Raw genomic sequence first — 20,157 nt, forward strand, 5'->3', positions numbered from 1 at the left:
CGGTAACACGGCGGCGGACACGCCGCCCGGTTTCCAAGGGGTGTCCCTCAGCAGCGGCGCTCCGGCATTCCGTTGACCAGAGCGGAAAGCAGTCCGCCGAGCACCTCGCGCTGATCGGCGGTCAGTGGAGCCAGGATCTCCTCTGCGGCGGCCCGGCGCGCGTCACGCAGCGACCGGAGGGTGGCGAGGCCCTCCTCGGTGATCTGGATGCGGACCACCCGGCGGCTGTCCGGATCGGCGGCGCGACGCACCCGTCCGCTCGCCTCCAGACCGTCGACCAGGGTGGTCACGGCGCGCGGGACGACGTCCAGGCGCTGCGCGAGATCGGCCATCCGGGGCGGCCCGTCGTAATGCGCGACGGTACGCAGCAGCCGGAACTGCGCGGGCGTGATGCCGATCGGCTCCAGCTGGCGGCTTTGGATCCGCTGGAGCCTGCGGGTCACCCGCAACAACTGCTCGGCGAGCACGCCGTCGGCGTCGGAGGAGTCCATGGAGGGAACAATATCAGGACCTCGTTCATTGTGAGCATAGGTAACAATGAGCTATGCTCTCAAAAATCGGTTCGCCCGCGCCCGCGCCCGGTCCCCCGATCGGGCCCCGCCCGGGTCACAGCCGTCGCACGCCCGACGAAGGAGCCCATGAAACCCGACGCGATCAACTGGACACCCCCACCGCGGGACGAGAGCCGTCAGCCCGCCGAGGTTCGCCGCATCCTGCGCCTCTTCCGTCCCTACCGAGGCCGGCTGGCGCTGGTCGGACTGCTCGTCGGCGCCTCGTCGCTGGTGTCGGTCGCCTCCCCGTTCCTGCTGCGCGAGATCCTGGACACGGCCATTCCCCAGGGGCGTACGGGACTGCTGTCCCTGCTCGCCCTCGGCATGATCCTCACCGCCGTGACGACCAGCGTCTTCGGCGTCCTGCAGACCCTGATCTCCACCACGGTCGGCCAGCGGGTCATGCACGACCTGCGCACCGCCGTCTACGCCCAGTTGCAGCGGATGCCGCTCGCCTTCTTCACCCGGACCCGCACCGGTGAGGTGCAGTCCCGTATCGCCAACGACATCGGCGGCATGCAGGCGACCGTCACCTCCACTGCGACGTCACTGGTCTCCAACCTCACCGCGGTCATAGCCGCGGTCGTCGCCATGCTGGCCCTCGACTGGCGGCTCACCCTGGTCTCGCTCCTGCTGCTGCCGGTCTTCGTCTGGATCAGCCGCCGGGTCGGGCGGGAGCGCAAGAAGATCACCACCCGGCGCCAGAAGCAGATGGCCGCCATGGCGGCCACGGTCACCGAGTCGCTCTCGGTCAGCGGCATCCTGCTCGGCCGGACGATGGGCCGTGCGGATTCCCTCACCAAGGGCTTCGCCGAGGAGTCCGAGAAGCTGGTCGATCTCGAAGTGCGCTCCAGCATGGCCGGGCGGTGGCGGATGTCCACGATCGGCATCGTCATGGCCGCCATGCCCGCGGTCATCTACTGGGCGGCCGGCCTTGCCCTGCAGTCCGGCGGACCCACCGTCTCCATCGGTACGCTGGTCGCCTTCGTCTCGCTCCAGCAAGGCCTCTTCCGGCCCGCCGTGAGCCTGCTCTCCACCGGCGTGGAGATGCAGACGTCCCTCGCCCTCTTCCAGCGGATCTTCGAGTACCTCGACCTCGAAGTGGACATCACCGAGCCCGAGAGCCCGGTACGGCTGGAGCGGATCCGCGGCGAGATCCGCTTCGAGGATGTCGATTTCAGCTACGACGAGAAGAGCGGCCCGACCCTCAGCGGCATCGATGTGACCGTTCCGGCCGGCGGCAGCCTGGCGGTCGTCGGCCCGACCGGGTCCGGCAAGTCCACGCTCAGCTATCTGGTGCCCAGGCTCTACGACGTCACCGGTGGCCGGGTCACGCTCGACGGGGTCGATGTACGCGATCTGGATTTCGACACCCTGGCAAGAGCCGTGGGTGTGGTCTCCCAGGAGACCTACCTCTTCCATGCCTCGGTCGCCGACAATCTGCGCTTCGCCAAGCCGGATGCGACCGACGAGGAAATCGAGGCGGCGGCCCGTGCGGCACAGATCCACGACCACATCGCCTCACTGCCCGACGGCTACGACACCCTCGTCGGCGAACGCGGCTACCGCTTCTCGGGCGGCGAGAAGCAGCGCCTGGCCATCGCCCGTACGATCCTGCGCGACCCGCCGGTCCTGGTGCTCGACGAGGCGACGAGCGCCCTCGACACCCGTACGGAATTCGCCGTGCAGGAAGCGATCGACGCGCTCTCCGAGGGGCGCACCACCATCACCATCGCGCATCGGCTCTCCACCGTTCGCGACGCCGACCAGATCGTCGTCCTGGACCACGGCCGGACCGCCGAGCGCGGCAGCCACGAGGAACTCCTCCAACGGGGCGGACGTTATGCCGCGCTGGTCCGACGGGACACCCGACTGGCACCCGCGACCAGTTGATCGGCGGCGTCGGGTGTGCCTCCGCCGAGGCCGGACACGCGGCGACGCCGCCGCTCCCGTGGGACGGGGAGCGACGGCGCCGGGCGGAGCGATGGTCAGACGAGCCAACCCACGAAGTGGATGATGCCGGCGAGCAGGTTGGTGATGACGTTCATTAGGTGTTTCTCCTTGTGCGTGTTGCAAATCTGGGACAGCACAATCGCGGTCTGCAGCCCGTCGCTTGCGCCCTGTAATCATCCTGCGCCGCAGTGGAGTTGAGCAACGAATCCCGCAATGATCACGCGTTCCAGCGAACACCCGATCCCCTGTTCGTGTGTTCCCATCACGAACTGCGGGGCCCGTGTCGTCCGGGCCCTGTTCCGGACGGCGGGATAGCGTGCCCGCATGGTGAACGAACCCCCGGACACCCCGCCCCGTCGCACTCTCCGCCTGCCCCGGCGCGGCCGTCTGGTCCTGTTCATCGGCGTCGTCCTGGTCGTGGCAGCGGCAGTGCTCGTGCCCCTGCTGACGAGGGGGCCCCGGGTCGAGCAGGCCCGCTCGCTCGTGATCCCCGAAGGCTGGCGGGCCTCCCAGGTGTACGCGGCGGTCGACAAGTCGCTCGATGCCGGGCCCGGGACCACCGAGAAGGCGGCCACCACGGCGGAGCTGCCGCTCCCGGCCGAGGCGAAGGGCAACCCGGAGGGCTACCTCTTCCCGGCGACGTACCCCGTCACCTCCGGCACGACCCCGCAGAGCCTGATCGGGTACATGGTCGACACCGCGGTCGAACGATTCGGCGCCGACCACATCGCCGCAGGAGCACAGCGCAACGGCGTATCGGTGTACCAGACGGTGACGATCGCGAGCATCGTGCAGGCCGAGGCGGACACCGTGGCCGACATGGGCAAGGTCGCCAGAGTGATCTACAACCGGCTGGCCGGGGGCATGCCGCTCCAGATGGATTCCACACTCAACTACGCGCTGAACCGCAGCACCCTGCACACCACCACGGGCGACACGAAGATCGACAGCCCGTACAACAGCTACGAGCGCGAGGGGCTGCCTCCCACACCCATCGGGAACCCGGGGGAGCAGGCGATGACGGCGGCGATCAACCCCACTCCGGGGGCATGGCTGTACTTCGTCACGGTCGCGCCGGGGGACACCCGGTTCACCAGCAGCTACACGGAACAGCAGAGAAACGTGGCGGAGTTCAACCGCAACCGCCGCAGCGCGTCCGGGGGCTGAGCACGCGCGCCGTCACACCACGGCCGGCGTGAACACCTCGTCGACGTCCGCCGCCGTGTCCTTCTCGTCCAGCAGCCTGCCGATCGCGTGCACCGCGGCCCGCCCCGCCCGGTTGGCGCCGATCGTGCTGGCGGACGGACCGTAGCCGACGAGATGGATGCGCGCGTCCCGGACCGCCCGGGTGCCCTCGACCCGGATCCCGCCGCCCGGCTCGCGCAGCTTCAGCGGCGCGAGATGGTCGATGGCGGCCCGGAACCCGGTGGCCCAGAGGATGGCGTCCGCCTCGACCGTCCGGCCGTCGTCCCACGCGACCCCGCTCGGAGTGATCCGGTCGAACATCGGCAGCCGGTCAAGCACCCCCGTCTCGCGGGCCCGCCGCACCGCGTCGGTGAGCGGCAGCCCGGTCACGGACACCACGCTCTGCGGCGGCAGTCCGCGCCGCACCCGCTCCTCCACCATCGCCACCGCAGCCCGCCCCCGGTCCGTATCGAAGGGGCCGTCACGGAACACCGGCGGCCGACGCGTCACCCAGTACGTCTCGGCCGCCACCTCGGCGATCTCCATCAGATGCTGCGTACCCGAGGCCCCGCCGCCGACCACCACCACACGCTGCCCCGCGAACTCCGCCGGACCCGGGTAGCCCGCGGTGTGCAGCTGCCGGCCCCGGAAGGTTTCCTGGCCGGGGTAGCGCGGCCAGAACGGCCGGTCCCAGGTGCCGGTGGCGTTGATCAGGGCGCGGGTGGCGTACGTACCCTCGGAGCTCTCGACGAGCAGCCGTCCATCGGTGCCCTCGCGTACCGCGCTCACCTCGACGGGCCGGTGAACCCGCAGGTCGAAGGCGCGCTCGTACTCGGCGAAGTACTCACCGATCACCTCGGAGGAGGGCCGGCGGTCGTCCGCTCCCGTGAGTTCCATGCCGGGCAGCGCGTGCATGCCGTGGACCTTGCCGTAGGTGAGCGAGGGCCAGCGGAACTGCCAGGCGCCGCCGGGGTGCGGGGCATGGTCGAGCACGACGAAGTCGCGATCGGGCTCCAGCCCGACGCGGCGCAGATGGTAGGCGCCGGACAGTCCTGCCTGCCCGGCGCCTATCACGACGACATCGACCTCGCGTGCTGCGGCCACCCCAAAGTTGTTCACGCTTCTACTAACTCTGCCGGTGTCCAGGATCTTCCCCCGGGCGGCCCGGAACCCCTCCGGGCCGCCCGGCCCGGGCTTCCTCCGCGGCCGCCCGGTCCCCGGCACGTCTCCGCGCCGCCCGGTCAGCGGCCCCCGACGACCAGCAGGGGTGCCCCGCCCGGCGCCGACGCCGGCCGGCCGTTCGCGGCGACCACCCCGAGCAGCGGCGACGCAGGTACGGTCGACAACAGACCGCGCGCCGCCAGCTCGGGCGTCACACCCTCGCCGAACCAGTACGCCTCCTCCAGATGCGGGTAGCCGGACAGCACGAAGTGCTCCACACCCAACGCGTGGTACTCCTCGATCCGGTCGGCGACCTCGGCGTGACTGCCCACCGGGGCGGTTCCGGCACCACCGCGCACCAGACCGACCGAGGAAGGCGTAGACGACCAGGCAGACGACGATGACGTCGGTGCGGAAGAACTCCCGGGCCTGGTTCATGAGGAAGCCGATCCCGGCATCGGCGTTGACGGACTCGCCGAAGACCAGAGCCAGCCATGCGGTGGCGAGCGAGTACCGGAGCCCGGTCATGGCCCCCGGCAGTGCGCCGGGCAGCACCACATGCCGGACCAGACCCCACCGGCCGAGACCCAACGACATTCCCGCCTCGATGAGTTGGGCATCGACCCCGCGAATGCCCGCGTACACATTGAGGTACAGATGAAAGGCCACGCCGAGCGCGATGGGTGCCACCTTCGGGGCCTCGCCGATGCCCAGCCAGATGATGAAGAGCGGGATCAGCCCGACCCAGGGGACGGTGCGCAGCATCTGCACACTCGCGTCCACCAGGTCCTCGCCGAGCCGCGAAAGCCCGGAAACCAGCGCGAGCGCCGTTCCGACGACACTCCCGAGCACCAGTCCCACGGCGACCCGCTGAAGCGAGATCCCCATCGCCGAGGGCAGCGTTCCGTCGGCGATCAGATCAGATCCGGCACGGGCGATGGTACCGGGCGAGGCGAGTACATCGGCGTGCAGGACACCGGTGGCACTGAGCACCTGCCACAGCGCGAGCAGCAGCAGCGGCCCGAGGGCACGCCGAAGCCAACGGGGCAGGGCCCGCAGGCGGGCTCCCCGTGCCAAGGCCGGAACAACATGCTCCAGGTCGAGCGGCCGGCGATCGGAAGGAGCGGGGAATTTGCCCGATTCCGAAGATGTATCCGGTGGTGCGAGGGCATGGCCGATGGTCATGAGGGCTCCACGAGCAGTCCACGGTCAGGGGGAGGCGCACCCCGGCCACGGCTGCGCGAGCCGCTACTGCCGTGACGGCAGAGAGGTCACGCCGAGCGGTGGACGAGGCGGGGCACGCCGGTGCGCGTACAGGCAGGCGCGTACGGCGGCTGGAACGGGCGGACGGAGCGCCCGCTCACCGGCGGAGAATGAGCTGAAAGAGCGTCAGCAGCCGCGACGACACGCGGCGGAAGCCACCCGCAGCAGGTCGATGTGACCGCGCGAAGTGAGCAGAGCTGAACGGAGCATGCCGCTGAACGTAGCGATCCATCACTGAAACGGTCAATGATGTCTCGGCAAGTGGACGCGCGGTCCTGACCCCCAGTTCACCCATCGCGCCCTGCTGCCTGCAGACGGCTCCGGGTGGCTGCCCGGCCACTAGAGTTCGTGATCATGGACGCAGTCGATCTCGACCACCGGCACCGCACCTACGACGGCTGGATACCACCCGCTGTGGCCAGGGCCCTCCACGAGCACGGCCATGACGGCATACTCCGCGAGGCCGCGGCACACGGTGACTGGTTCTGCGCCCACAGGCTCGCCGAAACCGCCGCTGCCGATGGCGGCCCTGGCAGGCGGACCGAGGCGTTGGCGCTTCTGGAGCCGTTCGCCTCCACCGGATGGTGGCCGGCTGTCCGTGCCGTCGGTCGGCTGCTCGCCGACTGGGGGCGGCTCGACGAAGCCGCCGAACTATTGCGTCCGCACGCCGGTACCGGTGACCGCGAGGCCGTGCGAGAGTTCGCGAAGCTGCTGGCCCTGCAGGGCCACATCGACTGCCTCGTCGCACTGCTCGGTCCCCGGACAGCCGATGGTTCTCTTGCCGAGGTTCTAGTGGAACTCACCGAGGGCTACGGCCGTGACGACGAGATCGCCGCCCTGCTCCCACCTGTCGGCGTCGGTGCGACGGTCCCGTTCGAGCCGTCGGCGACAGACGCCTGGGACACGGTCCCCCTGCACGCCAGGCTGCTGGAACGCCAGGGCCGCGTCGACGAGGCGGCCGCCCTGCTCGGGAGATTCGTGACCGTCGACGGCATCGTGTTCGCCGGGCATGCCGGGCAACTCGCCACTCTCCTGGCCCGGCACGGACGAGAAGCGGAGCTGCGTGCCCGTCTCGTCGAGGACGGGGCGGAGTACGCCCTGACCGCGCTCGCCCGATTTCTGGAGGAACGGGGTCGAGCCGAGGAGGCAGTTGCCCTCGTGAGGCGGTACAGCAGCGAGGGAAGTCCCCATGCGGCATTCGAGCTGGCCGGACTTCTCGCACGCCACGGCCGCCATGACGAGGCGATCGAGGTACTGCGCCGGGTCGCCGAGACAGCCGGCGGGGACGCTGACTGGATCATCCGTCTGCTCTGCCGCGTCTTCGTGGAAGCAGGCCGAGAGGGTGAAGCTCTGGCGTACGTGGACGACTACTTCGCCCGGCACGACGGTCACCGGGACGAACATGCCTGGGCCCGAGCCCACATTCTCGAGCTGTGCGGCCGAGCCGAGGAGGCCGATGCTGATCTTTCCTTGCAGGCACCCGTCGAAGAGCTGCTTTCGTCCGGGACGACGGGCGGTGCGATCGCGGTGGCAGAACGCCTGGTGCGTCAGGGTGAACCGGAGAAGGCGATCGCGCACCTGCGGGATCGCCTGGACGGGACGAGGAGGCTGCGCGTCGAGGATCTCTGAAGGCTGCCTCCTCGGGCGCTCACGCCGACCCCGGTCCTGGCCGAGGCCACATCGGCCGGCTCGGAAAGCTCTGGGTGTCGGCGACGGTCCGATTCGAAGTCTTTTGAAGACACCGCCCGGTGGCGACCGGCCCGCGAATCCCGGCACGCCGAGGAAACGGGTCACTGCCCCCGACGGCCCGGTGCGCGCTCGGCTCAGACCTTTGTGCACGGGGTGGAGCGCGTCATCCGACAGCTGCTTGTTCCTGCGCGTTCCAGGGCTTCGTCAGGTGCGGCACGGGAGCAGCCCTGGGCTCCCCGTCCGTCACCCGCTGTACTCTGCCCTGCTGCCCTGCGGCTAGTTTGTGTGCAGGACAGGTACGCAGGGCCCGTGGTGGCGAGACACACGGGGAACGGGAGGTCGGGGAGAGTGTCGCTGCGCGAAGGTGATCCAGCCGAGATCGGCGGCTATCCGCTTGAGGCGCGGCTCGGCTCGGGTGGCATGGGCACGGTCTTTCTGGCCCGTACGAGTTCGGGGCGACCTGTCGCGATCAAACTGATCCACCAGCAGTTCGTGGGGGACGACGAGTTCCGCATCCGCTTCCGGCAGGAGGTGGCGGCGGCGAGACGGGTGAGTGGCGCGTTCACCGCCGCCGTGGTCGACGCTGCCCCTGAGGCCGGGCAGCCGTGGATGGCGACGGCCTACATCGAGGGGCTCACGCTCACCCAGCGCATCGCCACGAAGGGCCCGCTGAACGGAGCGGAGCTGAGGAGGCTCGCCATCGGGCTGGCGGAGGCGCTGCGCGACATCCACCGGGTGGGGGTCGTCCACCGTGACCTGAAGCCCTCGAACGTGGTGCTCTCGCCCGAGGGCCCGCGCGTCATCGACTTCGGCATTTCGCGCGCGTTGGACCAGCAGACACTGACGATGACCGGGCGGATCATCGGTACGCCGCCCTTCATGTCGCCGGAACAGTTGCAAGCGCCGCGTGATGTGGGGCCGCAGTCCGATGTCTTCTCGTTGGGGACGCTGTTGGTGTACTCGGCGACGGGCCGCGGGCCCTTCGACGCGGACAGCCCCTACATGACGGCGTACCAGGTACTGCACGAGGAGCCGTCGCTGGATGCCGTGCCGGCTGCTCTGCGCACAGTCGTCGAGTCGTGCCTGGACAAGGAGCCCAGGGGGCGCCCATCGGCGGACGAGCTCCTCGTGCTGCTGCGGGACCTGCCGGCCGACCTCGCTGGGACCGACGCGAAGGGGGTCGGCGCGGGCTGCACTCGCGACGTGATCACCCAGCATCACTTCGCGACGCGGGCCACCCCGGCGCCGAATGCCCCGGCCACCGCCCCGTCCGGTCCCGATGCAGGGGGCACCGGGACCCCCGTCGGCGGCCGTCTGCGTCGCCGATGGCGGCCTGTGCTCGCGGCGGCGGTCGCGGTGGCAGCGATCGGCGGGGGAGTCGCCGCACTGAAGGCGGGCGACTTCGGGGGGAGCAGCGGCGGCGAGGGCAACAGCGTGGCGACGCCGGGTGTCGCACTTCCGGACGGCTTCGAGCCTTGGCACGAGACCGTGCCGGGCGGTCGCGAGGACATCCCGGACGAGCTGCGTTGCGTCGCGCGCGGCGACGCGGTGTTCTGCGGGGGCGGCAGCGTTGTCGCGACCCGTATCAGGGCCTCGGACGGTTCGCGGGTGTGGACGGCAAAGAGCCCGGGCGTCCCCGTCCAGGGGATGTACCTGGTGGGCGCCACTGACGACACGGTGCTCGGTTACCGCTTCGCCGCTCAGGACGCCCCGCAGGACCCTCCCAGCGAGGTGGTGGCCGTCGATGCGAACAACGGCCGGGAACTGTGGTCCGTGCCGTCCGGTGCCCAGTCACAGGCCGTCACGGGGCGGACTCAGGACGCCATTGTGATCGGCTCCGCCGTCGTGACGGTCGACGCTTCCAACTCCCGCCTCGAGGCCAGGGACGCGCACAGCGGTGAAGTCGCCTGGACGACGTCGTTCCCCGCGGGTACGCAGTGCGCTCCCGTTCCGATGGGGCCAAAGCTCCTTGCGATGTGCGCGGCGGATGCGGAGGTGGATGACTCAGAGGTGCGACACCCCAGCCTGTACACGGTCGACCGGGCCTCGGGGGCACTGGGCAGGCCTATCGCGGTCAACGGACCCGCCGTGCCGATGGGCGTCGCAAACGGCAGGCTCGCACTCCTTCAGGTACACATGGAGGGAACGGCGCCGGCCGGCTACGACGGGGTGGCGCGGGTCGACCCGGCTTCGCGGAAGGTCACGTACTCCCGGCTGGCCGGGACATACGCGGGGACGCCCGGCATGGCGGACGGCACCGTCTACGTGAGCGGGCAGACCGGTCTCGTCACCGCGCTCGACCCCGGGACCGGCCGGAAGAAGTGGTCGCGGCAGACGAGTGTGGAGGGTGCGTCGGGTCCCGTCGCGGGGGCCGACGCGCTGTATTTCAGCTCGGCCACCGGCCGGGTGGTCGCGCTGTCGCCGTACGACGGCAAAGCCTTGTGGGCAACGGACCCGCAGGCCGATGGATTGACGGGCGAGCAGGGCGCAAGCCCGCGCGTGACCGTCGCGGGGCGTGCGCTGATCGTGGCCGCGGACAAGAACACTCTCTTCGCCTTCGACGCGCAGAACCCGCCGAAGCCGGGCTGACCGTGGCGGCACCGTACGTCAGCCGCTTTCCTCGCCGTGCGGCCACCTCGACGGCGCACTCGGTCGTCTGCGCCGCCGGAGACGTGGTGCCGTTCCACCTTCCGCGGATCCACCTGGATGAGGTCGGTGTCGAGGCTCATCTCGGACGCCGGACGCCGGACGCCGGACGCCGGACGCCGGACTGCGGAGTAGATGAGTGGTTTCGTTCACTTTCAGTGGTTCTGGCTCAGCTTCCGTGCAGCGGCCACTGTGAGTGACATCCTCTCGGAAAAACTTCGGAAGTCGCCCGAAAATCAGCCGTCGCCGTGACGGTCGGGCTGAGAGTCCGGGCCGTGGAAGAGGTTGCATTCCGGTTGGAAGAGCGGTTGTTCCCGTCGATCGCGGATGTCGCGGTGCTGTCGGTCGACGTGAATATCGAGATAGTGCGTATTGACGCGCAATGCACCACGGCTGTCGCTGCCTGCCCAGGGTTCGGGGCCCGGTCGAGGTCGTATGCCGGGATCGCGCCCCCTTCTTTCCTGAAGGTGCCGCTGCCGGAGCACCACGGGCTGTGCAGGTCGCGGATCGGTGGCGTCTCCGGCACAACCTGAACGAGGCCGCCGAGCGGAGCGTCGCCCAGCATCGTTGCTGCCTGCGCGTCCTGATGCCCGCAGCGCCTCAACTCGAACTGGAGAACGTTCCCGCCCCGGACCCGTCTGCGTCGCCATGGCCGGCGGGCCACCGGTCGCCGACCGGACTCGGGCCCGGCACGCAGCCGTTCATGCCCTGCTGGAAGCAGGACACAGCCTGACCTCACGGGCGCCGTCGGCACCGTGCGTAGCACCCTCCGCCGCGCCTGGACCACCCACCGCTGGGACGACCGCCCCACCCGACGACCACGACCCCACACCTGTCCGCGAGCTCTGACCAGCGCGGAGACACGGCCTAGCGCCCGAGGGCCTGTCGCACGGTCAGGTTGTGGTACTTCCCCAGCCGGTACAGTTCCCAGCACGACAGCACCGTCACCGATACCGGAGCGCCGAGCAGGAACATGATCCGGGCAAGAACGGGAACCTCGGCGTTCTCGTTGTTGATCATGTCGAGGGCGGCCATCACCCACACCAGCAAGGTGGCGAGGATCGGCGGCAGCACCTCGTGGATGTCGGCGGTGCGGAACACGTGCATGAGGCAGAGCACGATCCCGTACAGGGCGAAGCCCAGCGACCACGCGCAGAGGGTAATGAGTACGACCATGCCGGGGGTCCCGATGGCGTCACGGAAGCCGGCGGTCTCCGGGTCGGGCGCGACGGCGAGGGGGAACGTGGCCATGGACCCCATCAGAGCCGCCACCGCCACGAAGGACTTCAGGGACCGACGCAGGTAGAGCCCGCGCAGCGCACCCTGCGCGGCGAACGCGAACAGGGCGATCACGAACGGGAAGGCGCACACGAGGACGAGTGTGCTGATCCAGCTCTGGTCGAACTTGTCGCCCGCGATGGTCTCGACGCCCTGGGCGGTGTCGACCGGCTTGTACGACATGACCAGCACGAGCCAGGCGGCGATGCCGAGCCCGGTCCGCCACATCTGGATCTTGCGGACCATCAGGTCCTCGACGGCGTCCGGGCGCGAGGGGCGGAAGGCCCGCTGGGCGGCGTAGAACGGGTTGTAGACGCACTTGAGGATCCGCTGCGTGCGCGTCAGCGGCGGCCGGGGCGGGCGCGGGAACGGCGGCTGAGGGCCACCGCCGTGCGGCTGTGGCGGGTACGGGCCCCAGCCCTGCGGATGCCCGGGGTACCCCTGCGGGGGCACGGGCGCGGGCTGCGGCGGGTAGGGCCCCACGCCGGGACCGCCGGGGTACGGGGGGTGTCCGGTCCCGGGGTAGGGCTGATGGCCGGGACCTGGGCCCGGCTGTCCACCGGGGTCGGGGCCGGGGCCGGGCCCGCCCGTCGGGCCCCAGTAACCATTGCTGTTCGTACTCATGGCGTGCACCCCCGATGTTCCGGTCTCTGCCGCGCGGCACGGCTCGAACCGCCCGCTCAGCGTGCGGCGTGATACTACCCATCGCGGAGGCCGAGAAGTGCACGTTCCGGGACCGGGCCGGGCACCGGTGGGTAACGACCTGGGGCGCGACAGGGAGCGGCAGCGTTCTTCCGGCAGACCTGAGCGCCCTGCCCTGTTCGCCAGGACTGGGCAAAGCTCTTGGTGCTCCTCGCGGGCCGGGACGTTCTTCGGTTCGGGAGCCCTCATCCAGGTCCAGAGGCGGGGCGAGCATGGACCCACCGCCTGCCCCCTCTCCGACGGCAGCCTCGTCTACAGCAAGTAAGCCAACTACCGTGCCATGGCGGGAATCTCGGCCCCGGAAGGTCGACCTGGAACCGGAGTGGATCGATGCACGTACAGGTCTTTCATCCATCGAGGTGATCCACACCCGGATCAGGAAGCGCACGCGGTAGTGCCGACCGTCGGAGGGTGGGGGAAGCTCCCGATGCCGCAGCCCCGCAAAGGAGTTCTGGGAGGTCCTTCCCCCGATCAGGAAGCCTCGGCGGGCGGGACGTCGGCGGTGCCGTCGTTGCCGGCGGTGAGTGGGCCCTTCCCATCGCGAGAAACCCAATGCCTGGCCAGTAGACCGAAGACGACTGTGTCGGTCCATTCGCCGGTATTGATGTTGCGCGTGTGCTCGGGGCGGAGGCCTTCGCGTCGGAAGCCGACTCGTTCAAGGAGATGTGCCGAGCGGATATTGCGGGCGTCGCACGAGGCGGAGAAGCGGTGTACGCCGCGCTGGAAGTGGTGATTGATCACGGCCGTGACCATTTCGGTGGCGTAGCCCTGCCGGTGCCACTGGGGTGCGAGGGCGAAGCTGAGTTCGGCTTGGAGCAGGTTCTGGTGCAGCTCGACCCCGACGTCTCCGATCAGGGCACCGTCCTGTTTGCGGACGACGGCGGTCTGCACCCAGCCAGGCTGGCCTGTTTCCTGTAGCGAGTAGATGAAGGCGGTGTCGGCGGCTGCATCGTCGCTCAGAGGGGAGGGCCAGGCTTGGTAGCGCGCGATCTCCGGATCGTTCCGGTAGGACTGCAGCGCGGAGGCGTCGGTGGGTGCGAAACGGCGCAGGAGCAGACGGGGCGTCTCGATCATCGCTGCATCTTGGCACGGTGCCTGTACGCGGGAAAGGGAATGAGGGTGAGGATCCTTTGATGTGATCGTTGGGAGCATGCTGAGAGGGCGTCTGGTCGCTGATGCGCCGGAGCCACTGGTCAATGAGCCTCCGTCAACTTGAAGCCACAGGTCAAAGGGCTGGTGTGATCACGACTCTCGGGGTGCTCACGCTGGTCGTAGGCGATGATCTGCGGAGGAGATCATCCGCCAGCGGTGGACTTCGAGGTTCGTGAGAACGAGTAGGGGTCGTAGGAAGTGGGTGGCGCGGGGCGCCTCGCGGAGATCGAGAAGGACCTCCATCTACGCCGCAAACGGGCCCAGGAAGAGCACTGGCTCGGCGAGGTCGAAGGCATCGGCTCGACCCTGACCTTCCTCCGCGCCGAACAGGCCGAAGCCGCCCGTCTCACCAAGAGCCCCACCACCGACCTCGGCATCCCACGCCCCCGCCCCGACTCGACAGGAGCTGGACCGTGCTACCCGCCGATTCGCTCTTCAACGAACTGAGACACACGAGCGAACCTGATCAACTCGTCTTCAGCCAGCGCACCGCTGCGCCCCACCAGTACGCCCGATGCGGCCAAGCGGAAGATCAGCGCCCGCAAGAGCATCTGAGCGCCCTCTGCGTCGGGGAGCGCCGAGTCCACCAGACGGGGTCCAGCCTGGTGATAGAGCAGGCCATCGACCACCACGATCGCATCGGCATAGGCAACCGGTCGCCAGTACGGCGAGAAGTCGATGATCGCGGGGGCCTGGCCAGAAGCGAAGAGAACGTTTCCTGTCAGGTCGCCGTGAATGAGCTGCACATGTGCGTCCACGGGTTCGCGAAGCCCCTGCAGCCTGTAGACCAACTGGCGGATGTGCGCCGGTACTTCCGCAGCCATGGCACCCCAGGCGACCCGATCAGCCACTGCCCACGGATGCTGGTGCACGTCCAGTCGATCAGGACGCGGGACGTCCCGCAGAGCCTCATGGAAGGCCCTACCGGCAGCCAACAGAGAATCCCACCTGCCGGCCGGCCCCGGCTCGCCCATCAGGAATCGGGTCGCCGCCCATCCCTCAGCGACGTAACCGCCACTCACGGAGCGCAGAAATCGCGGGACACGGAAGTCCTTCCGGTCCTGCAGACCCTCCATCAGCCTCGCGGTCCACTGCACGTCCGCGCTGTCACCGGCTGGCTTCAGCACGACATCGCCTACGCGGACACTCTGCCCCTGACCTCCTTCGAGCGGCACAGGCTGTCCGGTGAGCCGGAACGCCTTCAGAACGGACGACGGAGGGAGGTTTGTGTCAGACGCAGGAGTCACACCGTGCATCTTTCACGAACGGCACCGCCGCACGACGAACGGCACCGCCGCACGCACCCGCGTTTCAGCGGACCTCCTGAAGCCCCGTCAACCCAGATACACCGCCTGAGGACGTAGTCCTGACTTTCGCTCCGTTCAGAAGGTCCGGAAGATCCCTTCGGGATCATCGTGTGCCCATGCCGCGAACTCCTCGAAGCCCAGGTTGCCGATACTCAGGTTCGCGTAGACCTCGTGGACCCCTGCGGGGATGGTGCGGAACTCGCGGCCGAACTCGGTCAGTTGCTCGTAGTCCTCATCGTCCACGCAGTCCTCCCGCGTCAGCGTGGTGACCACCAGCAGCGGGTGGTGTTCGGCCTGCATGCTTATCCGGTCGGCAAGGAAGACGACGGAAAGGTTCTCATCAGCAACGACCGCAGTCAGCACTTCGTCGACGGTCGCCTCCGCCCAGGCTGGATCGTTGATGAAGTGGACGTGTGCTTCGTACTGCCTGTCTCCCCAGGGCTCCAACAGTGCCGCCACCACGTCCTGCCACGCTTGGTCGTCGCGGTAGTCGGTCCTGACGACCAAGGCATCGAACTCATCGTGGCCGGTCACAACGGGCAACGTTCCCATGGGTCCTTCTTCTCGGTGACGATCGGTGAGCCGTGCCGTGACTGTCTCATGGGCCGAGCGTCACGTCCCACGGGGCCGGCGTTCCGCCTGGGCGTTGACTGCGCAACCTGGTCGTAGGAGCCCTCAGCCTGAGCGGACACACCAGCAGTGCCTCTGGTATCCGCCACCACGCTCGCGACGCCAACCGGCACCTGGCCACCCTCAGCATCACGTGATCAAACCGGACGGACTCACTGAACGACGCCGCCCTGCGTCACGCCCAGGCCGCGATCACCTCTGAATGCATTACCCGGTCTGCCACCACTGATCCCTCCAGCATGGTTACGAGCGGTTCAGCAGGTCTGCGCGACGGGAGCCTCGCCCCACCATGAGGTCGCACCCATGGCTCCCTTCCAACTAAAGGAGAAGTGCACGTGGTCGACATGGAGGTCGGGGCCCTCGTATGTCCGCCAGCCGTCTGACGCCAGGTAGGCTCCCCAGATCCGGGAGTCCCAGATGATGTACATGAGCCCGAAACGGCGGGCGGCGGCGCAGGGGCGGCCCAAGTGGTCCGGAGCCAGAAGCCAGCCTAGTAATTCGGCAGCTTCCCGATTCTGGCACTCGCGGCACACTCGCCAGTCCCAGGCCCGGCCCTCCTTGTGCTCGCTACGGCCAGCGGCTTGCGCGGGGCGCAGGATTCCCATGCTCCCGGTTCCTGGAAAGGCGGAGAGCACCAGATCGCGGAAGGCGACGACCCCCGGCTGCGGTTGCGAGCGGTGGGACGTCTGTGGATCGTACGCAGCGAACTCGTCAATGCCGATGGCCGATTTCTCGCTGAGGGTGTGGTTTAGGCTCGCCGGTACCCCCAGCTCACGGGCGCGAGGGCCCGCTGCACAGCCTGCTACCTGGCACAAAGCCATTCTCCGCTGGTCGGCGTCCACGACTGACATCCCCTATCCATTGCGCAGAAAATTGCCTGGATCCATATGTCCGGAATCAGAATCATGCAGCCCAGCCCGGGTGATTCATCGTGAATGCATGCAGGCAAGTGCACTGGCCACTGCGTCAGCTCCGCGATTAACAGCTGGCAAGCTACCCGCATAGTATGTAGCTCCGGCAGTAATTTCCCCTATCGCGAACAGACGAGGATGGGTATCGCCGGAAGGAAGTCTGACTCGACCCGTTCTCGGCTCCACGCGGAGCCCGCCAGACAAATCCCAGGTTGTGTAGCCGTTTGATCGGAGAGACGAGATCAGAGGGCGGGAGCGTCCGTGTGTCGCGCCTGGGCTGGTACGAGTCGCATCGATCACGAAGTGAACCCCATGCTCCTCGTCGGCAATGCTCGCGAGAAAGGCTTTGGACTGAAAGCGAACCTCGGTCAACCCGGGAAGGACGGAGAGCTGTCCCGAATCCATGGCGGCGAGCAGTTTTCGGGCTGTCCTTTCTGGCATGGGGGACTGGAGGCTCTTCATTCGTTGGGTATGCGAGGCGAGGGCTCGAGCCGCATTTCCGGACAGAAAGTAGCGAATCCTGTCTCCCAAATCGAATGAGATCCTCGACAAGATGGACTGCAGAGGGTTACTTCTCGGGCGCTCTAATTGATAGCGAAGGTGATCGGACGCGGATATGCTTGGATGGAACCACGAGAACTCGGTCTCAATGTCGCTTCCTTCTGCCTTGAGCTCTTCCTGGAGCAGGTCGAGAACCGTATTGATCTGAAGCACCCCGCCCAAGGTGACTTGGTCCTGTATACGCTCCTCGGTGACATGGCTCAGTGGTTTCTTCTCTTTTGCTGCGCGAACCTGAGGAAGAATTCCATTTCGCGACGCCATGGTGATGCATCCTTGATGCCCCAGGTGAAGCAGGCCCATTGTGGCGTCCACGGCGGTCAAGCCAGTCCCTATGATCAGTACGGGCGCATGTGGGTCGCGGAGACCGGGCAATACATCAGCCAAGGGGTAAGGGTTGGCGTGAAATCCGGGAGTACCCTTCAGCTGGAACGGGTCGGCTGGGCTTCCAGCCCCTATAGCCAGTATCACGTGAGTGTAGGACCTCGCCTCACACCCAGTCCGCACCAGTAGGGTTCCCTGCCCTGCCTCCGCAACTTCGATGACGGTCTCCTCGTGGACGGAGACTTTCCACCCTCGTTGTTCCGCAGTCTCACGACAGACACGGAGATTCGCTTCGAGGTACTGACCGAAGAATCTCCGTGGAGAAAAGGAATCAGCTGGGTCCGGGCCGCTGTATGCCAAGTGATGTCGAATCGGCTGCGATTCGAGCCAGCGGAGGAAATGGTCCTCTTCATGGGTGCGGATCGACATGGAACCGTTCGGGAGGTTGAGGAGAGCGCAGTCCAGGTCCGGGCCGAATGCCTGGCCTTTCGCTAGATTCCCCGGCTCGTAGATGCAGATTTCTACGTCACGCTCGAAGCTCTCTGCATGTCTGAGCAGACTGTCGATGAAGCTGACAGCGGCCGCACCACCTCCGATGAGCGCTATGCGTATCCCCATTTTCCCCTCGAGTGCATCGCGGAGCACACTGGTCACCGGGCCCGGACCGCTTGCCGGCCGGCAGAAAAGGACTTGAGGTCCTGTTGCTGTGCCGACCGGATTCTTTGTGGAATTGCACAGCGCCGATCGATGGCCTCGCGAACCCGAAGAATAGAGTGCACTACGACCTCATCCGTGATTCCAGTGAGGTGGGATCAAGCTCGCCATACTCGTCCACGTACTGGGGATAGCCGAGGAGGTGGTATTCCTTCAGTGAATCTTGGTGTTCGAGCAGAAAATGTAGTTCACCACGATCCCCGGACCATTTCGTTCCATTAAAGAACTGCATCCCGGGGAATCGGGTCTTGTAGAGACTTCTGGTGTCGTAGCACAAGCCGAGATAGCAATGATCGACATTTTCCTCGCGGAGTTGGAAAAGTGTCGACGCCATCATATGGTTCCCTATTCCTACCTTCCGGTAGGTCAAGTCGTACACAGGTATACCGTACTGGGATATTCCATCGCGAATGAATACAGGGACGAATCCGACGGCTGCTCCTGTGTCGTTATCGGCGAGATATGAAACGTGAGTGGCAAGCGGAGAGTCGAGCATCTCGAAGAATCGAGATCGGCGATAATCTGCGCGAGTCGCCTGTGCGTCGAAATATCTGTTCGCCAAATCCTGCCATTCTGACGACATTCGGAATTCGGAGCGCGTCGCGAGTGTCTGGATAATCTGTTCACACTTCCGTTCGGTATAGCGAATTCGGCTGGTCCGCGAAAGATCCTCAAGGTTCACGCGGACGCTCCTGGCGAGATAGAACCGTGAAAGGTCGTATGCGCTCGGAAGGAAGCCTTGCGTGTAGGCGGAACGTACGCTCTCGCCCTTCTCGAGAAATCCCCAAACGTGATAGGAGAAGATGTAGTTCTCGTAGTCAGGAGGGCGTTCAGAAAAGGCAATCCTCATGTCTCTCCCATATTCAAGGTTCTCGCGGGCTGTCGGGAGTGCAATCGCCGCCACCCCACTCCTTGCCTATCTCCGCCCGCTCTGGCCACAGCACCGCGAGCCAGCCCTCATGATGACGATCCCCGGGACGCTGTCAATCCCCTGCAGTAGGAGGGCACCCACGACGACGCGCACGGGTCTGCCTCGCTTGAGCTGGAAGACCGTGGCTTCCACCGCGGTGCGCTGTCGGACGTCCGTGATCGGGTGGACCGGGAGGGTGCGGGCCGGCCATCTTCGGCTCGACAGCCGAGGAATCTCCGCGAAACCGTGACGGGCCAAGCCTTGGAGCGGGACGTCTGTCCAGGACCGGCCCCCGAACTGTGTGCGGAGCGTTGCTGATCACGGCGGTGTCCGCCAGGCACGGTCTTCCGTCGGGGTCGCCGGGCGTGGAGAGCACCGTGATCCGGAAGGCCTGTGCCTGTCACGTAGCCAGCACGCAAACCAACTTGACAGAGCACCACAGCACCGCCTCTCCGACATCGCTCTGGGAACACGTCTCCTCGACCAGGACAAGGAGACGTATCCGACCATCGTCAAGAGATGGGGCGACACCGGCTTCAAGAAGGCCGTCGTCGAACATGGCGGGAAGCTCGGAATCGATGCGTCGAAGTCGTCGACAAGAACTCCGGAACCCAAGGATTTCTCATCCCGGAGAGGTGTTGGGGGGTAGAACGGAGCATCGGCTGGATCAGGATGCACCGTTCTACCCCCGACTACGATGCCCGCGCCATCAGCTCCGAAGCCGTGATCCACGTCGCCTTGATCCACAACCTCACCAAGCGCATGACGGGTGTGACCACACCAACCCGCAGAGAACCCACTAAGGCACGAGCAGTGATCCGGCCACAACAAATGCCGTCTAAAGAATGGTGCATGAGTGAGTCATGTGCCAGCGCTGTTGTGATCCGGCCGACCAACTGTTGGCCGCCCTCGTGCCCCTTCGGCGCTGCCCGGGGAGCGCGGGGTGCACTGAGCCCTCCGCGCCTCACGTTGACGCGTGGTGAAGAGCGAGGACGGCCTTCGCGAAGTCGGTGATGCGGTTGGTGCCGCAGTGGAGTTTCCGCGGCAGGTGCCGACTCTTGAGTGTGACCATGGCCTGTTTGCCGACGCAGCGGAGCCCGGTGTGGGTGATGTTGTGTCGGCATTGCCATCGTTTGAGTCGTCGTCGGTCGTGGAACGGGACGCGCATGTGGCGGGTCGGCCCGGTTCCTGGTTCCGGCCCGGTCCGGGGCGTCCGCGGTGTC

The 20,157-nt window shown here is 67.2% G+C and carries 16 protein-coding genes and 4 pseudogenes; 8 read left to right on the plus strand and 12 right to left on the minus strand.

Annotated features, from left to right (window positions below):
• Positions 1 to 47 precede the first annotated feature (47 nt).
• Positions 48 to 491 (minus strand): MarR family winged helix-turn-helix transcriptional regulator, encoded by a 444-nt coding sequence (locus OHA19_RS35230; protein ID WP_405709771.1) that lies wholly within the window; start codon positions 489 to 491, stop codon positions 48 to 50.
• A 147-nt stretch (positions 492 to 638) separates the two neighbouring features.
• On the opposite strand from OHA19_RS35230, the gene OHA19_RS35235 reads away from it, so the two are divergent.
• Together OHA19_RS35235 and mltG are read left to right on the plus strand one after the other, a co-directional pair.
• Positions 639 to 2,444: an ABC transporter ATP-binding protein gene (locus tag OHA19_RS35235; protein WP_405752841.1), complete on the plus strand. Its 1,806-nt coding sequence runs from the start codon at positions 639 to 641 to the stop codon at positions 2,442 to 2,444.
• Between the two features lie 384 nt (positions 2,445 to 2,828).
• The gene (mltG, locus tag OHA19_RS35240; protein WP_405752844.1) at positions 2,829 to 3,671 is read left to right on the plus strand and encodes an endolytic transglycosylase MltG; all 843 of its coding nucleotides are present in this window, start codon (positions 2,829 to 2,831) and stop codon (positions 3,669 to 3,671) included.
• 12 nt (positions 3,672 to 3,683) lie between these two features.
• Here mltG and OHA19_RS35245 read toward each other — a convergent pair whose 3' ends face one another.
• The 4 genes and pseudogenes from OHA19_RS35245 to OHA19_RS35260 form a co-directional block, all read right to left on the minus strand.
• Entirely contained in the window at positions 3,684 to 4,808 is a 1,125-nt protein-coding gene (locus tag OHA19_RS35245; protein WP_405753355.1) for an NAD(P)-binding domain-containing protein, read from the minus strand.
• Positions 4,809 to 4,930: 122 nt separating this feature from the next.
• Positions 4,931 to 5,224: pseudogene (locus OHA19_RS35250) on the minus strand (alkanesulfonate monooxygenase); the annotation flags it as partial.
• 58 nt (positions 5,225 to 5,282) lie between these two features.
• Positions 5,283 to 6,035: pseudogene (locus OHA19_RS35255) on the minus strand (ABC transporter permease); the annotation flags it as partial.
• A gap of 204 nt (positions 6,036 to 6,239) precedes the next feature.
• On the minus strand, positions 6,240 to 6,323 hold the full coding sequence (locus OHA19_RS35260; RefSeq protein ID WP_383991831.1) for a putative leader peptide: 84 nt from the start codon (positions 6,321 to 6,323) through the stop codon (positions 6,240 to 6,242).
• 144 nt (positions 6,324 to 6,467) lie between these two features.
• Between OHA19_RS35260 and OHA19_RS35265 the strand changes: the two genes are divergently transcribed.
• From OHA19_RS35265 to OHA19_RS35280, 4 genes and pseudogenes are all read left to right on the plus strand, one after another.
• Positions 6,468 to 7,742 (plus strand): tetratricopeptide repeat protein, encoded by a 1,275-nt coding sequence (locus OHA19_RS35265; RefSeq protein ID WP_405709756.1) that lies wholly within the window; start codon positions 6,468 to 6,470, stop codon positions 7,740 to 7,742.
• A gap of 408 nt (positions 7,743 to 8,150) precedes the next feature.
• Positions 8,151 to 10,391: a protein kinase domain-containing protein gene (locus OHA19_RS35270; RefSeq protein ID WP_405752847.1), complete on the plus strand. Its 2,241-nt coding sequence runs from the start codon at positions 8,151 to 8,153 to the stop codon at positions 10,389 to 10,391.
• 332 nt (positions 10,392 to 10,723) lie between these two features.
• Entirely contained in the window at positions 10,724 to 10,981 is a 258-nt protein-coding gene (locus OHA19_RS35275) for a hypothetical protein (RefSeq protein ID WP_405709749.1), read from the plus strand.
• Positions 10,982 to 11,179: 198 nt separating this feature from the next.
• Positions 11,180 to 11,269 (plus strand): annotated as a pseudogene (locus OHA19_RS35280) (IS5/IS1182 family transposase); the annotation flags it as partial.
• 46 nt (positions 11,270 to 11,315) lie between these two features.
• On the opposite strand, the gene OHA19_RS35285 reads toward OHA19_RS35280, so the two are convergent.
• Together OHA19_RS35285 and OHA19_RS35290 are read right to left on the minus strand one after the other, a co-directional pair.
• Positions 11,316 to 12,350, minus strand: coding sequence for a hypothetical protein (locus OHA19_RS35285; RefSeq protein ID WP_405709746.1), 1,035 nt, complete (start codon positions 12,348 to 12,350; stop codon positions 11,316 to 11,318).
• Positions 12,351 to 12,899: 549 nt separating this feature from the next.
• Complete coding sequence (locus tag OHA19_RS35290) at positions 12,900 to 13,502, minus strand: GNAT family N-acetyltransferase (protein ID WP_405709744.1); 603 nt, start codon at positions 13,500 to 13,502, stop codon at positions 12,900 to 12,902.
• Between the two features lie 276 nt (positions 13,503 to 13,778).
• Between OHA19_RS35290 and OHA19_RS35295 the strand changes: the two genes are divergently transcribed.
• Positions 13,779 to 14,027, plus strand: a complete 249-nt coding sequence (locus OHA19_RS35295) for a recombinase (RefSeq protein WP_405752850.1) — start codon at positions 13,779 to 13,781, stop codon at positions 14,025 to 14,027.
• Here OHA19_RS35295 and OHA19_RS35300 read toward each other — a convergent pair.
• The 5 genes from OHA19_RS35300 to OHA19_RS35320 form a co-directional block, all read right to left on the minus strand.
• Positions 13,997 to 14,404: a hypothetical protein gene (locus OHA19_RS35300; RefSeq protein WP_405752852.1), complete on the minus strand. Its 408-nt coding sequence runs from the start codon at positions 14,402 to 14,404 to the stop codon at positions 13,997 to 13,999. The genes OHA19_RS35295 and OHA19_RS35300 overlap by 31 nt on opposite strands.
• Before the next feature lie 558 nt (positions 14,405 to 14,962).
• Positions 14,963 to 15,439 (minus strand): DUF6924 domain-containing protein, encoded by a 477-nt coding sequence (locus OHA19_RS35305; RefSeq protein WP_405709738.1) that lies wholly within the window; start codon positions 15,437 to 15,439, stop codon positions 14,963 to 14,965.
• Between the two features lie 332 nt (positions 15,440 to 15,771).
• Positions 15,772 to 15,945, minus strand: coding sequence for a hypothetical protein (locus OHA19_RS35310; protein WP_405752854.1), 174 nt, complete (start codon positions 15,943 to 15,945; stop codon positions 15,772 to 15,774).
• Positions 15,946 to 16,443: 498 nt separating this feature from the next.
• Positions 16,444 to 17,964, minus strand: a complete 1,521-nt coding sequence (locus OHA19_RS35315; RefSeq protein ID WP_405752857.1) for an FAD/NAD(P)-binding protein — start codon at positions 17,962 to 17,964, stop codon at positions 16,444 to 16,446.
• Between the two features lie 124 nt (positions 17,965 to 18,088).
• Complete coding sequence (locus OHA19_RS35320) at positions 18,089 to 18,928, minus strand: hypothetical protein (RefSeq protein WP_405752859.1); 840 nt, start codon at positions 18,926 to 18,928, stop codon at positions 18,089 to 18,091.
• Between the two features lie 454 nt (positions 18,929 to 19,382).
• Between OHA19_RS35320 and OHA19_RS35325 the strand changes: the two are divergent.
• Positions 19,383 to 19,726, plus strand: a pseudogene (locus OHA19_RS35325) (IS5/IS1182 family transposase); the annotation flags it as partial.
• Positions 19,727 to 20,157 lie beyond the last annotated feature (431 nt).

It is taken from the genome of Streptomyces sp. NBC_00012 (assembly GCF_045040875.1).
GTDB lineage: Bacteria > Actinomycetota > Actinomycetes > Streptomycetales > Streptomycetaceae > Streptomyces.